This is a genomic window from Streptomyces sp. JW3 (assembly GCF_052216785.1).
Lineage (GTDB): Bacteria > Actinomycetota > Actinomycetes > Streptomycetales > Streptomycetaceae > Streptomyces.
In genome coordinates, this window is the sequence record NZ_JBQOUX010000001.1 from 237,484 (window position 1) to 255,073 (window position 17,590).

Consider the following 17,590-nt stretch of genomic DNA (forward strand, 5'->3'; position numbering starts at 1 on the left):
GTCGCTCACCGGTACACGACGACCTTGTCGCCGTCGCGGACCTGCGCGTACAGCTCCTTGACCGCCGCCTCGTCGCCCACGTTGACGCACCCGTGGGAGGCGCCCGCGTAGCCGCGGGCCGCGAAGTCGGACGAGTAGTGCACGGCCTGGCCGCCGCTGAAGAACATCGCGTACGGCATGGCCGAGTCGTACAGCGTCGACCAGTGGTTCCGGGACTTCCAGTAGACGGAGAAGACGCCCTCCCGGGTCGGGGTGCCCCGCGAACCGAAGCGGACCGCCATCGTCGACACGGTCCGGCCGTCGATCATCCAGCGCAGCGTCCGGCTCTCCTTGCTGACGCACAGCACCCGGCCGGTCAGACAGCGCGGGTCGGGCGCGGCGGCGGGCTGGCCGCCCATGAGGTACAGCTCCCAGTGGCCCGGCTCGCTCGTCATGCCGCGCAGCCGGTCCCAGGTGACCGTGTCCGTGCGGCCGGTCACCGGCAGCCCGCGCTTGCGCTGGAAGCCGGCCACCGCCTGCTCGGTCAGCTCGTCGTAGCTGCCGGTCGGGCCGTCGTGCAGCCAGGCGATCTGGCGCAGCCGGGCCTGGAGTTCGCGCACGTCCCGGCCGCTGGCGCCGGGGGCCCAGAGCACGGCGGCGGGGGCGGCCGGCGGCACGGGAGCGGAGCTCCGCTCCGGGGGCCCGGTGGTCGCCGGGGTGGCGCTGCCCGGCAGCTCTATGTGCACCGGCGAACGGCCCTTCCTGTCGCCGTCGACCGGCTGCACCGTGCACCCGCAGACGGCGGCCGCCAGGACCAGGGGGACCAGCAACGCGGCGAACCGGGTTCCCGTACGCGCCTCACGCATCGACGTCACCCCGGATGTCTCCCCGCGCGGGGCGGCTCCATACCCGAACGGGTGATCGCGGGCGGGACGTCGTCCGGCGCGGCTACGCTTCCTGGAGAGTGAGCTCCGGACAAGGAGGACGCCATGGCCGTACTGCAGCAGGAGATGACCCTCGGCGAGGCCGCCGACCGGCTGGCCCGCGCACTGCCTGGCCACCGCGTGGAGATTCTCCAGGGGAGGCTCACTGTGACACCGCCGCCGGATGGCTCGCACGGGCTGTCGTTGACCAAGCTCTGCAGGGCGCTGGAGCGGGCGGGTATCGAGGGAAGCGGCATCGAATGGATTCAAGGTGCGGGTCTATGGCTGCCCACACTGCCCGCTGACTTCGCGATTCCCGACCTGTCCATCGTCGACGAGGATTTCCGCGACGCCCACGTCACCAAGAACCACTACGCCCCGAGCGTCTTCCGGATGGTCGTCGAGATCACCTCGTCGAACTGGTCCGACGATCTCGGTCCCAAGGTCGAGTGCTACGCCCAGGCCGGTATCCCGGCCTACCTGATCGTGGACCGCAAGCACGACGTGGTGCTGCTCTACACGGAACCGGCCGACGGCAAGTATCCCGACCCGGAGTGCTTCAAGCGCGGCCAGGACGTGCCGTTGCCGGAATCGGTCGGCGTCCGTGCGGAGCTCTCCGTGGACACCCTTCTCGACGGCTGAAACACCCCGGCCCGCTGTCGTACCCCCGTGCGACACTCCTTGCATGTTCGGCGTCATCGATCTTCCGACCTACCTCGCGGGCCTCGTCCTCATCGTGCTGCTCCCGGGGCCCAACTCGCTCTACGTCCTCTCCGTCGCCGCCCGGCGCGGTGTCCGTGCCGGTTACCGGGCCGCCGCCGGGGTCTGGTGCGGGGACGCCGTGCTGATGACGCTCTCGGCGGCCGGGGTCGCCTCGCTGCTCCAGGGCAACGCGGTGCTGTTCGGGATAGTGAAGTACGCCGGCGCCGGATACCTGACCTGGCTGGCGATAGGCATGCTGCGGGCGGCCTGGACGATGTGGCGGACCCGGCGCGAGCGGGCCGCCGCGCAGGTGCCGGACGCGCCCGCCGGTGAGGAGCGGCCCTACCGACGGGCCCTGGTGGTCAGTCTGGTCAACCCGAAGGCCATCCTCTTCTTCGTCGCCTTCTTCGTGCAGTTCGTCGACCCGGGATACGCCTACCCGGCGCTCTCCTTCGTCGTCCTCGGCGCCTTCGCCCAGCTGTTCAGCTTCCTGTACCTGAGCGCGCTGATCTTCAGCGGCACCCGGCTGGCCGCCGCCTTCCGCCGCCGCAGGCGGCTGTCGGCTACGGCGACCTCGGCGGCCGGGGCGCTGTTCCTCGGCTTCGCGGTGAAGCTGTCGCTGGCGAGTGCCTGATCCGACGCCCCTGATCCAACGCCCGGAGAGGTGGCCCCCGATGGACCCGCGTGGCGTCGCGGCCCGCTGGAGCGCGCTCGGCGTGCCGACCCGGGACGCGCTGGGCACCGTACTGCTGGCGCCCGTGGTGTTCGCGCCGGTGACGGCGTCGATCGGCGCGCAGTTCGGGGATCTGCCGCCGCGGCCGTACGACCTGCCCGGGGTGCTGCTCAGCGCCTTGCTGTGGCTGCCGCTGGCGGTGCGGCGCCGGTGGCCCGGACTCTGTCTGGCGGTGGTGGCGCTCGCCTTCGGGGTGCGCGAACTGGTGGCGTACCCGCCGGTGTTCGCCAGCGTGGGGGTGTACGCCGCGCTGTACGGCGTGGGCGCCCACGGCGGCCGGACGGCGGACCGGGTGCTGCCGGTCGCGGGCAGCGCGCTGTACCTGGCGTTCGCGTTCGGGCTGCACGCCCGGGGCGCGCCGCACAACGGAGCCGCGTACGTCCTGATGTACCTGGTGCTGGCCGCGTGTTGGGGCACGGGCCGCACCGTACGGGCCCGGCGGGCCGCCGAGGCGGACCGGCGGCGGCTCGCCGCGGAGGCCGCCGTGGCCCGGGAACGGGCCGGGATCGCCCGGGAGTTGCACGATGTGGTGACCCACCACGTCACCGCGATGGTGGTGCAGGCCGACGCCGCGCAGTACCTGCTCGCCGACGCCCCGGACCGGGTCGCCACCGGGCTCGGCGCGATCGGCGACGCCGGCCGGCACGCGCTGACCGACCTCCAGTACCTGCTGGGCGTGCTCAAGGCCGCCGACGAGGCGGACCACGGGACGGCGGTGGCCGGGCCGGGCAGTGTGGCGGACCTGGTGGCGCGGACCCGGGCGGCGGGGCAGCCGGTGGAGCTGACCGAGCGGGGTGAGCGGCGGCCGGTGGCCTCGGCGGTGGAGCTGGCCGCCTACCGGGTGGTGCAGGAGGCGCTGACCAACGCGCTCAAGCACGCCCCGGGGCAACCGACGCGGGTCCGGGTGGAGTACGGGGCGCGGCTGCTGGAGGTCGAGGTGATCACCGGGGCGGCGCCGGCCGCCGGACCCGTGGGTGCCGTGCCGGGTGCCCGGTCCGGCACTGCGCCGGGTCCTCGGTCCGGTGCCGTGCCGGGTCCCCGGCCGCTCGGCCGGGGCGGCGGGCACGGGCTGCTCGGGCTGCGCGAGCGGGTGAGTGTGTGCGGCGGTGAACTGCTGGCCGGCGCGCGGCCGGACGGCGGGTTCGGCGTCCGGGCCCGGATACCACTGACGGAGGCGGTATGACCCTGCGGGTGCTGGTCTGCGAGGACCAGGAACTGGTGCGGGCCGGCTACACGACCATCTTCTCCGCCCAGCCCGACCTGGAGGTGGTCGGCGAGGCCGCCGACGGCCGCACCGGCGTCGAACGGGCCCGGCGGCTGCGCCCCGACGTGGTGGTGATGGACATCCGGCTGCCGGTCCTCGACGGCATCGAGGCGACCCGGCTGCTGGCCGGACCCGAGGTCACCGACCCGGTGAAGGTCCTGGTGGTGACCACCTTCAACCTCGACGAGTACGTGTACGAGGCGCTGCGGGCCGGCGCCAGCGGCTTCCTGCTGAAGAACGCGCCGCCGCGCGAACTGATCGACGGCATCCGGACCGTCGCCGCCGGCGAGTCGCTGCTGGCGCCCGCCGTCACCCGGCATCTGGTGGGCCGGTTCGCCGACCGCATCCGCCCGGCCGGCGGCCGCCGCGCGGCGGCCGTACCGGACGCGGTGGCGGGGCTCGCGCCGCGCGAGCGGGAGGTGCTGCGGCTGATCGCCGAGGGGCTGTCGAACGCCGAGATCGCCGACCGGATGGTGCTCAGCCGCGAGACGGTCAAGACGTACGTCTCCCGCATCCTGACCAAGCTCGACCTGCGCGACCGGGTGCAGGCGGTGGTGCTCGCCCACCGGGTGGGCCTGGTGTCGGCCGCCGACTGAACCGGGCGCGGACGCGGGGGTGTTGTCCCCCGGGAGAGCTACCCGCACTGTCCACCGCGGGGGGACGTGCCGGCCCGGCCCCCGCTCGTAGCGTGCCGGACATGGATCTCTCGAAGGCGGCGGCGCCGCTGGCACCGCTGAAGCCCCTGTTCGCCCAGACACCGGTCGACGCCACCCGCCCGGTGCGCCCGGCCGGGGTCCGGCTGGTGCTGCTGGTGGTGGTGTTCCTGGTGCTGACGTCGGTCGCCGCCGGGGTACGGGCGGTGGCCGGCGACAACCCGGTGCTGTCCCTGATCGGCGGCGGACTCGTCGCGGTGGGCGCGCTCGCCGCCTACGCGGCTGTCGTCCGGGCCCTGGAGCAGCGCCCGGTCACCGAACTGGACCCCGCGCGGGCCTGGCCGGACCTGCGGTTCGCGACCCTGGCCGGACTGGGGCTGTTCGCCGTGACCTTCGTCCTGATCGTCCTGTGCGGCGGGTACGACACCGAGGGCGGGGTGTCCGTCGGCGGCCTGCTCACCGTGTTCGGGCTGATGGCGGGGGTCGCGGTCACCGAGGAACTGCTCTTTCGCGGAGTGGTCTTCCGGCTGGTGGAGGAACTGGCCGGCACCAAGGGCGCGCTGGCCGTCTCCGCCGTGCTGTTCGGCGGGCTGCACCTGGTCAACCCCGAGGCCACCCTGTGGGGCGGGCTGGCGATCGCCGTCGAGGCCGGCCTGATGCTCGGCGCCGCCTACGCCGCCACCCGTTCCCTCTGGGTCCCGATCGGCCTGCACCTCGGCTGGAACTTCGCCCTCAGCGGCGTCTTCGGGGTCACCGTCTCCGGCGACGACAGCGCCCCGGCCGGCCTGCTGCACGGCACCCTCACCGGCCCGGAGGCCCTCACCGGCGGCACCTTCGGCCCGGAGGCGAGCGTCTTCGCCATCCTGGTCTGCGCGGTGCCCACGGTGATCTACCTGCGGGCGGCGGGACGCCGGGGACGCATCCTGACCCGCCGACGCCGCGCCGCCTGAGCGGAGGGGCCGGCCCAAACGCCCGGCCCAAACACCCGGCCCCCCCCCAAACGCCCGGCCCCCCCCCAAAAAACGCCTGGCCCCCCCAAAAAACGCCCGGCCCCCCCCCAAAAAAACACCCGGCCCCCAAACGCCCGGCCCCCCCGAGCCGCAGCCTCAGCCCACCCGCACCCCTACCCCCACCCCCGTCCCCATCCCCACCCGCTCCAGGTACTCCGCCGGAACGGCCGCCCCCGGCGCCCCGGTCCAGCCGACGTACCCGTCCGGCCGGACCAGGAACAGCCCGCCGCCGTACGCCGGGTGGGCCGGTCCGCGCACCACCCGTACCGCCTCCGGCAGCGACGCGGGTGCCTCGGTGTCCAGCGCGAGCAGCGTCCAGTGCGGCCCCCGGAACGCGTCGAACAGCCGGACGCCCGCCACCGTCGCGTCGGGGGCGCGGTCGCCGGCCAGCACCGGGCCGGCGGGGGCGGTGCGGGTCTCCCGGGTGAGGGACGAGTCCCGGTAGTGCAGCCCGAGCTGCGAGGTCGCCGCGCCGCGCCGCACCTCCCCGCGGTGCACGCCGCTGGTCAGGCCGAGCATGTCGGCGGCGACCGCGCGGCGCTCCTCCTCGTAGGTGTCCAGCAGAGCCGGGTCCGCGCCGCCGCGCAGCACCGCGGCCAGCTTCCAGCCCAGGTTGTAGGCGTCCTGGACGCTGGTGTTCAGGCCCTGTCCGCCGGCCGGCGAGTGCACGTGGGCGGCGTCCCCGGCCAGGAAGACCCGGCCGGCCCGGAACCGGTCCGCCAGCGCCTCGCGGGGCCGGAAGTCCGAGGCCCAGCGCACCTCGGTGACGTCCTCGGCGGCGAGGTGGGTGCGGTCGGCGACGAGCCGCCGGACGCCGTCGGGGGAGAGGTCGACCGCGGTGCCCTCCGGGAAGTCGGCGTAGACCTGGAAGTCCTCGGTGCCGGCCAGCGGGCAGGCGGCCAGTACGACGCTGTCCTTGCTGACCGGTCCCTCGCCCGCGGCGAAGAAGTGCCAGTTGTCCCGGTCCAGGCCGGTGATCCGGACGTCCGCCACCAGCATCGGCTTCGGGTCGACGGTCCGGCCGGTCATCCGCACGCCGAGCGCGCGGCGCACGGCCGAGCGACCGCCGTCGGCGGCGACCGCGTACCGGGCAGCCAGCTCCGTACCGTCGGCGCACCGGGCCCGTACCCCCGCCGCGTCCTGGACCAGGTCCACGACCTCCCGGCCGAACTCGACCCGGCCGCCCAGCTCCGTCAGCCGGGCGTACAGGATCTCCTGGGTGCGCCACTGCGGCACCATCCACGACGAGGCGTACGGCGCGGACTCGTCCGGCTCCACCGGGTCGGCCATGTGGTGCTCGCCGAGCCGCTCGCCGGCGCGCCAGATCATCCCCACCGGGTACGCGCCGCCCGCCGCCTGGATCGCGTCGATCACGCCGAGGTCGTCGAAGACCTCCCGGGTGCGGGGCTGGAGGCCCTTGCCGCGCGAGCCGGGGAACAGCCCGGCCGCCTTCTCCACCACCAGCGCGCTCACCCCGCGCCGGGCCAGGTCGATGCCGAGGGCGAGTCCGGTGGGACCGGCGCCGACGATCAGTACGTCCATACCGTCCGTTTTCACGCTTCTCTCCTTAACGTCGTTAAGTAGCGTCGTCGACGAGCATGCCCTTAACGCCGTTAAGGTGTCAAGCTGTGAACGTGGAAAGTGGAACGACGGGACGGCAGCGCACCCCCCTGGACCGCCGCCGGGTCGCGGACACCGCGCTGCGGCTGCTGAACGAGGCGGGACTGGACGGTCTGACGCTGCGCGCCATCGCCCGTGAGCTGGACGTCAAGGCGCCCGCGCTGTACTGGCACTTCAAGGACAAGCAGGCGCTGCTCGACGAGATGGCCACCGAGATGTACCGCCGCATGGTCGCCCAGGCCGCCCTGGACCCGGCCGACACCTGGCGGGAGCGGCTGCTGCGGATGAACCGGGGGCTGCGCGCGGCGCTGCTCGGCTACCGGGACGGCGCCAAGGTGTTCAGCGGCTCCCGCTTCACCGGCGCGGTGCACGCCGAGCAGATGGAGCAGACCCTGGGACTGCTCACCGCCGCCGGATTCACCCTCGCCCAGGCCGTCGCGGCGACCAACACGACCTATCTGTTCACCCTCGGCTTCGTCACCGAGGAACAGGGCGTCGAACCGCTGCCCGGCGAGCGCCGCGAGGGCTACGACCTGGCCGAACGGGCCGCCGCGATGGCCGACTACCCGCTGACCGCGGCGGCCGGCCCGGAGATCTTCGGCGACTACGACCGGCGTTTCGCGGAGGGGCTGGCGCTGATCGTGGACGGCATCGCGGCCCGGTACGGCGTCGGCCGGCCGGCCGGCGGCCCGGTCAGCGGGCCCGGGACAGCGCCGCCCGCAGCCGCGGGGTGAGCGGCTTCTCGACGCATCGGTTCAGCAGCCAGGCCAGTACCAGCATCGAGGCGATGGTCAGCACGAAGGTCGCCGCCGACGGCACCCCCAGGGTGCGGTGCAGGAGGTGGATCACCACCCAGCCCAGATGCTCGTGGACCAGGTAGAACGGGTACGTCAGCGCCCCGGCCACGGTCAGCCAGCGCCAGTTCGCCCGGCTCAGCCAGCCCAGCGCGATCGCCGCCACCGCCACGAAGCCGAAGCCGACGACCGCGATGATGCCGAAGGTGGTGCGGTGCGCGAAGGCGTTCGGGTCGGTGGCGTTCCACAGGCTGTCCACCGCGTAGTGCTGCCCGATCAGGAAGCACACGGCGGTCAGCGCCCACGCGTGGGCGTCCCGCCGGTCGCGGTGGACCAGGTACAGGCCGATGCCGCCGATGAAGTACGGGGCGTACTCCGGCATCAGCAGCAGGTCGAGCAGCGGCTCCTGGGAAGCCTGCGCCAGCACCGCGGCCAGCAGCCAGCCGCCGCTGAACAGCAGCACCCGGCGGCGGTTCGCGCCGGGCAGCACGACGCACAGCGCGAACAGCGCGTAGAAGCGGATCTCCACCCACAGCGTCCAGCACACGCCCAGCACCCGGTCCGCGCCCAGCGGCTGCTGCAGCAGCGTCAGGTTCACCAGCGCGTCGCTGGGGGAGACCGCGTCATAGGCGACCACCGGCAGCGCGAACACCGCCGTCACCAGGAGCACCGCCACCCAGTAGGCGGGCATCAGCCGCGCCACCCGGGAGGCGAAGTACGCGGTCAGGGTCCGCCCCCAGCCGCTCATGCAGATCACGAACCCGCTGATCACGAAGAACACCTGGACGCCCAGGCAGCCGTAGGAGAACAGCGTGTGCAGCGTGGGGAACTGGTGGGCGGCCGAACCGCCCCAGGCGGTGGTGACGTCGCCGCCGCGGCCGCCGTAGTGGTACGCGGCCACCATCAGCGCGGCCACCAGCCGCAGCCCGTCCAGGGCGCGCAGCCGGGACACCCGGCGCGGCGCCGAAGCGGTCTCCGGCACGACGGGCACGGCGGGCACGGCGGGCCCGTCGGCCGCCTCGGCCACCGGTCGGACGGTCGCGCTGGTCACGGAAGGCTCCTCGCCGGATGTCTGACAGCGGTGTGTCCGCTGTGAACTCCCGAGCACGGTAACCAGCACGCCAGTCCGAATCACAGGCATGACCGTTCGAAGACGCAACGATTCGCCCTGTGGATGCGGCCCGTTCACCCGTGTGTCGTTTTGGCTTTCTAAATTCGCCCGACATCCCCTGCGGCAAGAAGAAAATTCAGGAGTGGCATGACGAGGGTCCAGAACAGACGTGCGCGTGGGGGTGAGCTGGACGCCTGCCTGCGCGCCTGCGCGGTGCACAGCGGCAAGCTCGTCGGCAGCCTCGACCGGCGCCGCGTAGAACTCGCCGAGGAGCTGCGCAAGCTGCTCGTCGTGTGGGGCACGCACCGCGTCGACGGTCCCGCCCCGGCCGCGTCCGGTGCCACCGCCCTGCTCAAGCGCGCCGTCAAGGGCGCGTCGGCCCCGGCGGCCGGCGCCATCGCGTCCGAACTGCTCGACGCGCTGCTGGCCGTGGCCAACAAGGCCCTCCAGTGCGGCTACGACGACGAGCTGAACCTCGCGCTGGTCATCAGCGACACCGTGCTCGCCCAGCGGAAGAACTCCCGGGCCGGCTGGCGGCTGCGTGCCCGGCTGCTCGAGGCGCTCGGCGACGAGACGGACGCGATCGAGGCGTACGAGAAGTACACCTCCCTCACCGACGCCGACGGCTTCGGCGTCCGCCCCAAGATCGCCGGGCTGCGCGCCGCGGCGGAGCAGGAACGCGAACTGCTCGGCCTGCTGGCCCGGCAGTGCCCGGCGGCCCGGGAGCACGCCCGCGGCGAGGCCACCGACGTCTGGGCCGAGGGACTGGCCGCGCACGCCGCCGGCGACTGGGCGGCCGCCGAGCCGCGGCTGGTGGGAGCGCTCCTGATCCAGGCCGAGGAGGAGGCCCCGGTCGCCGACCGGCAGGACCTGCTCAGCCAGTACCTGGACCTGCGCACCGCCGTCGACACCGATCTGCCGGCCCTCACCGAGGTCCTCGCGCTCTACGCCGAGCAGCGCCGCAACCGGATGCGCGGCCCGGTCGCCGACCCCACCGTCGGCGGCGTGCAGTGGATCACCCTCGGTGAGTTCCGCAACCTGGTGGCCGGCAAGTCCGTCTGCCTGATCGCCAACTCCGGCCGGGTCGGCGCCAGTTCGATGGGCTCCCAGATCGACGACTACGACCTGGTGGTGCGCTTCAACTCGTACAAGATCGACGCCAAGCACACCGGCAGCCGCACCGACATCCACGCCACCATCCACAAGCACGGCTTCAACTGGGACCAGAAGGTCACCACCCGGCTGGTCTTCGGCGGCATCTCCGGCGACTGGAAGTGGTCGCTGCGCAACCGCCTGGTCCCCGGTGCCCAGACCTACCTGGGCGACGAGTCGCTGCGCTGGCCCGTGCGCAACATCGGCAGGCTCGGCGCCGACGTCTGGTCGGGCATCCCGACCACCGGCTTCAACATGCTGTTCCTGCTGGACTTCCTGGACGTCAGCCCGAAGCTCGACCTGATCGGCTTCGACTTCTACGAGTCCGGCGCCTACCGGGTGCCCGAGGCGATGAAGCTGGCCATCACGTCCGTGCACGAATACACCAGCGAGAAGGAATGGGTCATGCAGCGGGCCCAGAGCGTGACCGACATGAGGATATCCCTGCGATGACGACGACCTCCCTGACGCCGGCCGCCGCACCCCAGGCCCCGGTGACCGCGGCCCACGACCTGACCGGCAAGCGCCGCATCGCCTTCGCGTCCTACGTCGACGAGAACTACCTCCCCGGCTTCCTCGTCCTGCTGCGCAGCCTCGCCCTGTCCAACCCGGGCGTCTGCGAGGACTTCGTCGTCCTCTACGACGACCTGCGCCCCGGCTCCATCGCCAAGATCCGGGCCCTGCACCCGCGGATCGTGCTGCGCCGGGTGAACGCCGAGCACTACGACTCGTACAAGAAGGGCGACCAGGACAACTACCTGGTCCGCAAGGCGTACTTCATCCTGGACGTCTTCCGTATCCGCGAGTACGACACCGTCATCACCCTGGACACCGACATGGTGGTCCTCGGTGACCTCGGCGAGCTGCTCAAGCTCCGCGAGGGACTGGCGGCCGTCCCGCAGTTCTTCTACGGGCAGCACAAGCTCAACTCGGGCCTGCTGGTCATCCAGCGCGAGTACCTCTCCGACGCGTTCTGCGCCAAGCTGGACGCCACCGGCCGCAGCGGCGACTACGAGCTGGACAAGCACGACCAGGGCATCCTCAACGCCGTCCTGGACGGCGACTTCGTCCGCCTGGACGCCCGCTACAACTTCGTCAAGCGGCGGCTCTCCGGCGACCTGCCGGTCCCCGAGGACACCGCGATCCTGCACTTCACCGGACGCCACAAGCCCTGGCAGGGCGGCGAGTCCGGGTACTCCCAGGCGGAGGACCGCTGGCGCGAGTTCGACCTGAGCGACGCCGACTTCCACGCGGCCTACCTCAACTCCTCCGGCGGCCTCCACCACGACCTGCTGGTGCACTTCGGCACCCCGCACGTCCAGCGCACCGGCAACGTCGAGTACGCCCGCAAGGTGGCCGCCGCGCACATCGCAGGCGGCGACTACCAGGACGCCGTCGACCTCCTCACCGGGGTGCGCATCCCGCTGGACGAGGCCTGGCCGCACGAGGTGCTCGGCCACGCCCTGCTGAGCGTCTCCCGCTACCAGGAGGCCAAGGCGCAGCTGCTGCTGGCCGCCGCCGCGCCCAACCGGGCCGCCACCGCCTACTCCCGGCTCGCCCAGATGTCCTGGGTGCACGGCGACAACGCGGCGGCCCTGAAGTACGCCACCGCCGGTCTCGCCGTCGACATCACCCACCGGCCCAGCCGGCTGTGGGCGCAGCGCGCGGCCTCGGTGCCCGCGCAGGAACTCGGCGCGCCCGAGGACCAGCTCGCGCACGTCGCGTTCTACATGGACCGGCAGGGCAACGCCGGTGACAAGCTGCTCCCGGAGACGGTCCGGCTCGGTTTCGGCCCGGACACCACCACCCGGCGCTGGCACTCCGTGCACGCCCACCGCTACTTCGACCAGGAGGCCCTGGAGCGGGTCAACGCCCGGCGCGGCCTGGTCATCGGCGGCGGCGGCCTGTTCATCCCGGACACCATGCCGAACGGCAACAGCGCCTGGCAGTGGAACGTCCCCGACGAGCACCTGCGCGCCATCGACGTGCCGATCATGGTGTACGCGGTCGGGTTCAACGCGTTCGACGGGCAGTCCTACCGGGCCGGCCGGTTCCGGGAGAGCCTGCGGCTGCTGGTGGAGAAGTCGTCCTTCTTCGGCCTGCGCAACCACGGCTCCATCGCCAAGGTGCGGGCCATGCTCCCCGAGCACCTGCACGGCAAGGTCCGCTTCCAGCCCTGCCCCACCACGGTCAGCCGCCAGCTGGTGCCGGGCTGGACCGACCCGTCCTACCGCGAGGACACCGTCCTGCTCAACGCGGCCTACGACCGCGCGGGCCTGCGCTTCGGCCACGACTACGCGCATTTCCTCGGTGAGATCGCCAAGGCCGTACGCGGCATCGGCGCGCACACCGAGGTCAAGTGCGTGGCGCACTCGCTGGACGACGAGAAGATCGCCTTCGACCTGCGCCGTGAGCACGGCATCTCGCTGCCGGTGATTCCGATGTACGACTTCGACAACGACGAGATCCGGGACCTGTACGCCAAGACCCGCCTGGTCATCGGCATGCGCGGGCACGCTGGCATGATCCCGTTCGGGGTCGGGACGCCGATCATCAGCCTGATCTCGCACCCGAAGATGGCGTACTTCCTGGCCGACATCGAGCGTCCCGAGTGGGGCGTCTCGGTGCACGACAAGGACCTGGGCGCGATCCTCACCGAGCGGGCCATCGGCATCCTGGACAACCACGCCAAGACGGTCGCCGACGTCCACGACCGCCAGGCGGAACTGTGGAAGGTGACGGAGGCCAACGCGGCGGACATCAGGAAGATCCTGGGTCGCTGAGGTTCGGCGGGCCCCCGTGGCGGCGGGGGCCCGCCGGACCTAGTCCAGCGGCGTGAACAGCAGGTTCCGGGTGCCGCGCGGGCGCGGCGCGGCGCACGGGATCAGCGCGCCGTCGGCCTCGGCCACCCAGTGGCACTCGTAGCCGAGCGGGAGGAACTCCTCGAGCAGCGGGTCCAGCGAGGCGCCCACCAGGGCCTCCAGCATCACCGTCGGCCGGTCGCGTTTGAACACCTGCCGGGCGCCGCGCAGCACCGACATCTCGTGGCCCTCGACGTCGATCTTGACCAGGTCCAGCTTGGTGTGGCCGAACATGTCGTCCAGCGTGAGCAGTTGAATGCGCTTCAACTGGGCGTCGTCGGCGGCGTGCTCCAGGGACGATCCGGTCGACAGCAGGTTCCCGGCGAAGCGGACGCTGATCTCGGCCCAGCCCGGCTCGCTGGACACGCCCGCCTGGTGCCGCTTGACGTTCTGCACGTTGTTCAGCCGGAGGTTCACCGCGAGCCGGGCGTGCACCTCGTCCACCGGTTCGAACGCGTGCACCTTGGCCTTCGGGTTGGCCAGCGCGGCGATCATCGAGAAGTATCCGACGTGCGCGCCGACGTCGGCGATCGTGCCGCTGCTCGCGGCCAGCCGGGCCCAGGTGGCCAGCGAGCCGGGCTCGTAGCCGAACGCCCCGTTCCACAGGGTGTCGAGGGCCACCGCGTCGTCATTGACACAGAGCATGACGAACGGCGGGCAGTGCGGGGAGTCGATCTCGGCCAGCCCCCGGTACGGGAATTTCTTGCGGTGGGTACGGATGATGTCGCCGGTGGACACCGGGCGGACCGTTGGTGCGTGGGCCAGCATCCGGGCGTTGGTTTCTTCGAGCTGGGCTATTCGCATTCCGCGATCGTAGGGCGGGGAACGCGGCATGGAACAGCTATTCGGAAGTGAATGATCGCCAGGGAAATACCGCATGCGGCCGGTGTTTCCCTGGTCGACATTCCGTGTTCGCGGGCCGGTCGGTTTCAGCGGCGTACCACCCGCCGCCGCAGACTGCGGGCCACCCGCCGGACCGTCGCGTTGCGGGTCAGGGAGCCCAGCTGGGCGGGGACCCCGCCGGGCAGGCCCAGCGAGGTCAGCCGCTTCTTCTTGAAGTAGCGCCAGGTGCGCTCGTCCAGCCGGGTCGACAGGTACGTCTCCGCCTCCGGGCGCAGCTGGGGCAGTATCCGCGGCTGCATGGTGAAGCCGACCGCCCGCACCAGGTCCGCCAGGGCGTCGGTGTCCAGGCCGGGACGGCGCTCGGTGACCGCCGCGGCGTCGGCGAGGTCCGGCAGTACCGCGTCGACGATGGTGACGGGCATCCGGTTGCTGTTCTCGAACGGCGTCAGCCGGTCCAGCAGGGTGTCCGTGCCGATCCGGGCCACCGGCAGGCCGTACAGCGCGGACGCGGTCAGCAGCGCGGTGGAGAAGCAGCCGACCACCAGCGCCGGGCGCATCCGCTGGTACAGCACCTCGGCCAGCACCGGCGTGTCCAGCACGGTGAGGTCCACGCCGAGCCGCTCGGCGGTCTCCTCTAGGGTGTGGGTGAAGCGGGCCGGCGCGGTGGGGTGCGGCTTGAACACCACCCGCGTGTGGCCGAGTTCGACGGCGCCCTTCAGCATCCGTACGTGCAGCTCCTCCTCCTGCTCGGCGGTGAGGATCTTCAGCGCCGAGAGGTACTGGCCGAGCAGCAGCGCGGGTTCCTCGATACGGGGCAGGTCGGCGCCGGTGTCGACCAGTTCGGCCAGCACCTTGGTGAACGCGCCGGTCGGCACCACCTCGGGTGCGACGCCGAACTCGGTGAGCAGCAGCGGGCGCAGCCCCGGCACCAGGTCCAGGTGGAGCAGCCGCTCCACCCGGGTGCCGACCAGCGGGTCGAGCTTGTTGCGGGTCGGGCCGTAGCTCATCAGGCCGTCCGCGTAGACGGTGAGCGGCGCGTCGGTGAGGATCTGCGCCACCCCGAGCGCCGGGTTGACCTGGATCGACTCGACGGCGAGCGCGAGGTCGTCGTCGCCCAGCTTCCAGGCCAGCCGCAGATACCGCTCCCACATCGGGATGTCGTCCGGACGGGGCGCCCAGGCGCCCGGGTGGAACGGGAAGATCGCCTCGTTCCAGGAGACCACCTCGTCGAACCGGGACCGCAGCCGCTCGAAGCCGGGCATCTGGTCCACGGCCGGCGTGGTCTCGGGCGTCATCGCGTTGTTCGACACCAGCAGGATGCGCCGGTCGGACGGCTCGAAGCAGCCCGCGTCCAGCGCGGCGGCCAGCGTGGCGGTGCCGTACAGCGTGGACGCCATGAAGATCTGCGTGGTCACGCCGCCACCTCCGGGGCCTGGGCGGAACGGCGGCGCAGCCGGCGCAGCTTACCGGCCCGCTCGGCGTCCATCGACGCCAGCGCGTCGTCGAGCACCGGCTGCGGCATCCGGCGCAGCGCGGCGGTGCTCATCTCCTTCAGTGTGCGGGCCACGGGTGCCTCGAACCTCTCGATGGAGCCGAGATGATGGGAAATGATCGCGCAGTACGTGCGCACGGCCTTCGGCAGCAGGGCCGCCGCGTCGGGGTCACCGGCGGTCTCCTCGATCACCTGGTCGAAGGCGCGGATGAAGTCGAGCTGGCGGGCGTCACCGATCTGGGTGAGCGAGGAGGCCACCCCGCGCCGGTAGAAGACGCCGAGCTCACTGGTCACCGCGAAGGACTCCGCCTCCCGGTGCAGCTTCCAGATCCAGGGCCGGTCCTCGGCGGTGCGCAGTCCGTCGGTGAAGTGCAGCAGGCCGCGGTCGATCAGCCGGCGGTGGTAGATCCCGGCCCACGCGTAGGCGTAGTCGACGGAGGTGGTGCGGTGGGCGGGCAGGATCGCGTCGCGCGGGCGCAGCACCGTGTTCCGGCGGCCGTGCGGCACCCGGTGCACGGTGCGGGCCCGCGCCGTGCACTGCACATGGTCGGTGCGCACGAAGTCGCAGCCCAGCGTCTCGATGACGGCGAGCAGCCGCTGGTAGTAGCCGGGGGCCAGCCAGTCGTCGCCGTCCAGGAAGGTCAGGTACTCCCCGCGGGCGGCGTCGATGCCGGTGTTGCGCGCGGTCGCCAGACCGCCGTTCACTTCGTGTCTGACCAGCACCGCCCCCGGCAGCTCCGGCTCCGCGCGGGCGAGGAGGTCGGCGGTCCCGTCGGTGGAGCGGTCGTCGACGAGAATGAACTCGAAGTCGTCGCGTGCGTTGGCGCGCAGACTCCGCAGGGCATCGGGGACGTATTGGCGCACGTTGTAGAACGGCACGATGACGGAGAGCTTTGGCACACCCCGGACGTTAGGGGGCGGCCCGGCCTGTCGATTTACCCGGACCTTGATACCGGGTGAACGCCATGTGGCGAAGCAGTGACGCGAACCTTTTTTCGAGCTGTGGACGTGCCACTTCGTCATTCGGCGGTCTGCTGTTAACCGTTTGTTGTGTTGTGGTTGGGCGGTTCCTCGAAATCGCTTCCTAGCGTCTTCGTTGTGCCAGTAAGTGCAACGAAGGCCCTGCGGGTCGCGGTCCTCGCGGATTCCGACACCCGGTGGAAGTGGGGCGCGCTCACCGCGAGCCGCATCGCCCCCACGACCACCCACGATACGGACATCCGCCTCGACGGCTACCTGCTGCGCGGCCGCGCCACCCCGACCCCCCGCCAGCTCGGCGAGGTCGGCGTCACGGCGGACGCCCTCGCCGAGGTGACCTCGGTGGAGTTCCTGCGCGCGATGGGCGAGAAGGAGTACGACCTGGTCGTCCTCGCCCTGGTCGGCGGCGGCGTCCAGGCCATGCTGCACGGTCTGGGCCGGGTCTGGTCCGACCGCGCGGAGCGGCCGGTGGTCGTCACCGGTTACGTCGGCGTGGTCTACGAGAAGCTCGCCGACGGCCTGCTGCTGCGGCACGGCGCGGACCTGGTGCTCGCCAACTCCCGCCAGGACGCGGACCGGTTCCGGGCCGTCTACGAGGGGGTCGGCGCCGACGCCGACTCGGTCACCGAGGTCGCGCTGCCGTTCCTCGGCGGTGCCCCCTACACCGGCGAGCACGACCCGTACACGGTGGTCTTCGCCGCCCAGCCCTCGGTGCCGGACAGCCGCAAGGACCGTACGTACCTGCTGAACCGGCTGATCAAGCACGCCCGCAAGCACCCCGAGCGGCAGGTCGTGCTCAAGCTGCGCTCCAAGCCCGGCGAGCACACCACCCACATCGAGGAACTGCCGTACCAGAAGCTGGTCCAGAAGGCCGATCCGCCGCCCAACTTCGCGCTGCGCTACGGGAACATGGGCGAGGTCCTGGACACCACCGACCTGCTGGTCACCATCAGCTCGACGGCCGCCCTGGAGTCGCTGCACCGCCGCATCCCGACCGTGGTCCTCACCGACCTCGGGGTGCGCGAGGCGCTCGGCAACCACCACTTCGTCGGATCCGGCTGCCTGGCCTCCTGGGACCAGCTCGACGAGGGCCACCGGCCGGTCGCCGACCCGGACTGGGTGGCCCGGCAGGGGGTGGCGGCGGACGGCTCCTACGACACCGCCTTCGACGCCGCCCGCGAACGCATCGCCAAGCTGCTGGCCCGCCCCGGCGGCCGGCCCCCGCTCACCCCGTACTACACACCCGTCACCGCCCCCGGCTACCTGCCCGGCATCCTCGCCCGGCACCACCTCGCCCCCGACGGCAGGCCGCTGCCCGGCGCGCCCGCCGCCGACAAGGAGCCAGGACCGGTCCGGCAGGTGGTGCGCCGCGCGGCCCGCGGCGCCTACCGGCACGGCGTGCAGCGGGTGGCGCCCGTCATCCGGCGAATGGGCGAACTGTGAGCCGCCATCACGCGGATGAACCCGCCCCGACC

Annotated in this window: 15 protein-coding genes; 9 read left to right on the forward strand and 6 right to left on the reverse strand. The window is 72.3% G+C overall.

Translation table 11 applies throughout. The annotated features are described in order from the left end of the window. Positions 1-5 precede the first annotated feature (5 nt). Positions 6-845 (reverse strand): L,D-transpeptidase family protein, encoded by an 840-nt coding sequence (locus ACTT8P_RS01145; protein ID WP_442829559.1) that lies wholly within the window; start codon positions 843-845, stop codon positions 6-8. Positions 846-968: 123 nt separating this feature from the next. Between ACTT8P_RS01145 and ACTT8P_RS01150 the strand changes: the two genes are divergently transcribed. The 5 genes from ACTT8P_RS01150 to ACTT8P_RS01170 all read left to right on the forward strand — a co-directional run bounded on the left by ACTT8P_RS01150 (position 969) and on the right by ACTT8P_RS01170 (position 5,204). Beyond that, the gene (locus ACTT8P_RS01150; protein ID WP_442829560.1) at positions 969-1,544 is read left to right on the forward strand and encodes a Uma2 family endonuclease; all 576 of its coding nucleotides are present in this window, start codon (positions 969-971) and stop codon (positions 1,542-1,544) included. A 43-nt stretch (positions 1,545-1,587) separates the two neighbouring features. Further along, entirely contained in the window at positions 1,588-2,238 is a 651-nt protein-coding gene (gene leuE / locus ACTT8P_RS01155) for a leucine efflux protein LeuE (RefSeq protein WP_442829561.1), read from the forward strand. A 40-nt stretch (positions 2,239-2,278) separates the two neighbouring features. Continuing rightward, positions 2,279-3,520 carry a sensor histidine kinase gene (locus tag ACTT8P_RS01160; RefSeq protein WP_442829562.1) on the forward strand — a complete coding sequence of 414 codons (1,242 nt, stop codon included), beginning with the start codon at positions 2,279-2,281 and terminating at the stop codon, positions 3,518-3,520. Then, entirely contained in the window at positions 3,517-4,197 is a 681-nt protein-coding gene (locus ACTT8P_RS01165; protein ID WP_442829563.1) for a response regulator, read from the forward strand. The genes ACTT8P_RS01160 and ACTT8P_RS01165 overlap by 4 nt, the downstream gene beginning before the upstream one ends. Positions 4,198-4,298: 101 nt before the next feature. Beyond that, positions 4,299-5,204, forward strand: coding sequence for a CPBP family intramembrane glutamic endopeptidase (locus tag ACTT8P_RS01170; RefSeq protein WP_442829564.1), 906 nt, complete (start codon positions 4,299-4,301; stop codon positions 5,202-5,204). Between the two features lie 156 nt (positions 5,205-5,360). Here ACTT8P_RS01170 and ACTT8P_RS01175 read toward each other — a convergent pair whose 3' ends face one another. After that, on the reverse strand, positions 5,361-6,806 hold the full coding sequence (locus ACTT8P_RS01175; protein ID WP_442829604.1) for an FAD-dependent monooxygenase: 1,446 nt from the start codon (positions 6,804-6,806) through the stop codon (positions 5,361-5,363). A gap of 92 nt (positions 6,807-6,898) precedes the next feature. On the opposite strand from ACTT8P_RS01175, the gene ACTT8P_RS01180 reads away from it, so the two are divergent. Beyond that, positions 6,899-7,618, forward strand: a complete 720-nt coding sequence (locus ACTT8P_RS01180; protein WP_442829565.1) for a TetR/AcrR family transcriptional regulator — start codon at positions 6,899-6,901, stop codon at positions 7,616-7,618. On the opposite strand, the gene ACTT8P_RS01185 is transcribed toward ACTT8P_RS01180, so the two are convergent. Further along, entirely contained in the window at positions 7,578-8,729 is a 1,152-nt protein-coding gene (locus tag ACTT8P_RS01185; RefSeq protein WP_442829566.1) for an acyltransferase family protein, read from the reverse strand. The genes ACTT8P_RS01180 and ACTT8P_RS01185 overlap by 41 nt on opposite strands. A gap of 207 nt (positions 8,730-8,936) precedes the next feature. Here ACTT8P_RS01185 and ACTT8P_RS01190 point away from each other — a divergent pair, with 207 nt between their 5' ends. Together ACTT8P_RS01190 and ACTT8P_RS01195 are read left to right on the forward strand one after the other, a co-directional pair. After that, entirely contained in the window at positions 8,937-10,394 is a 1,458-nt protein-coding gene (locus ACTT8P_RS01190) for a glycosyltransferase family 29 protein (protein ID WP_442829567.1), read from the forward strand. Beyond that, positions 10,391-12,724 (forward strand): glycosyltransferase, encoded by a 2,334-nt coding sequence (locus ACTT8P_RS01195; RefSeq protein WP_442829568.1) that lies wholly within the window; start codon positions 10,391-10,393, stop codon positions 12,722-12,724. The genes ACTT8P_RS01190 and ACTT8P_RS01195 overlap by 4 nt, the downstream gene beginning before the upstream one ends. 39 nt (positions 12,725-12,763) lie before the next feature. Here the strand turns inward: ACTT8P_RS01195 and ACTT8P_RS01200 are convergent, their stop codons facing one another. From ACTT8P_RS01200 to ACTT8P_RS01210, 3 genes are all read right to left on the reverse strand, one after another. Next, complete coding sequence (locus tag ACTT8P_RS01200) at positions 12,764-13,606, reverse strand: FkbM family methyltransferase (RefSeq protein WP_442829569.1); 843 nt, start codon at positions 13,604-13,606, stop codon at positions 12,764-12,766. 125 nt (positions 13,607-13,731) lie between these two features. Beyond that, complete coding sequence (locus ACTT8P_RS01205; RefSeq protein ID WP_442829570.1) at positions 13,732-15,060, reverse strand: polysialyltransferase family glycosyltransferase; 1,329 nt, start codon at positions 15,058-15,060, stop codon at positions 13,732-13,734. After that, positions 15,057-16,037 carry a glycosyltransferase family 2 protein gene (locus ACTT8P_RS01210; protein WP_442829571.1) on the reverse strand — a complete coding sequence of 327 codons (981 nt, stop codon included), beginning with the start codon at positions 16,035-16,037 and terminating at the stop codon, positions 15,057-15,059. The genes ACTT8P_RS01205 and ACTT8P_RS01210 overlap by 4 nt, the downstream gene beginning before the upstream one ends. 198 nt (positions 16,038-16,235) lie before the next feature. On the opposite strand from ACTT8P_RS01210, the gene ACTT8P_RS01215 reads away from it, so the two are divergent. After that, positions 16,236-17,558, forward strand: a complete 1,323-nt coding sequence (locus tag ACTT8P_RS01215) for a DUF6716 putative glycosyltransferase (protein WP_442829572.1) — start codon at positions 16,236-16,238, stop codon at positions 17,556-17,558. The last annotated feature ends 32 nt before the right edge of the window (positions 17,559-17,590 follow it).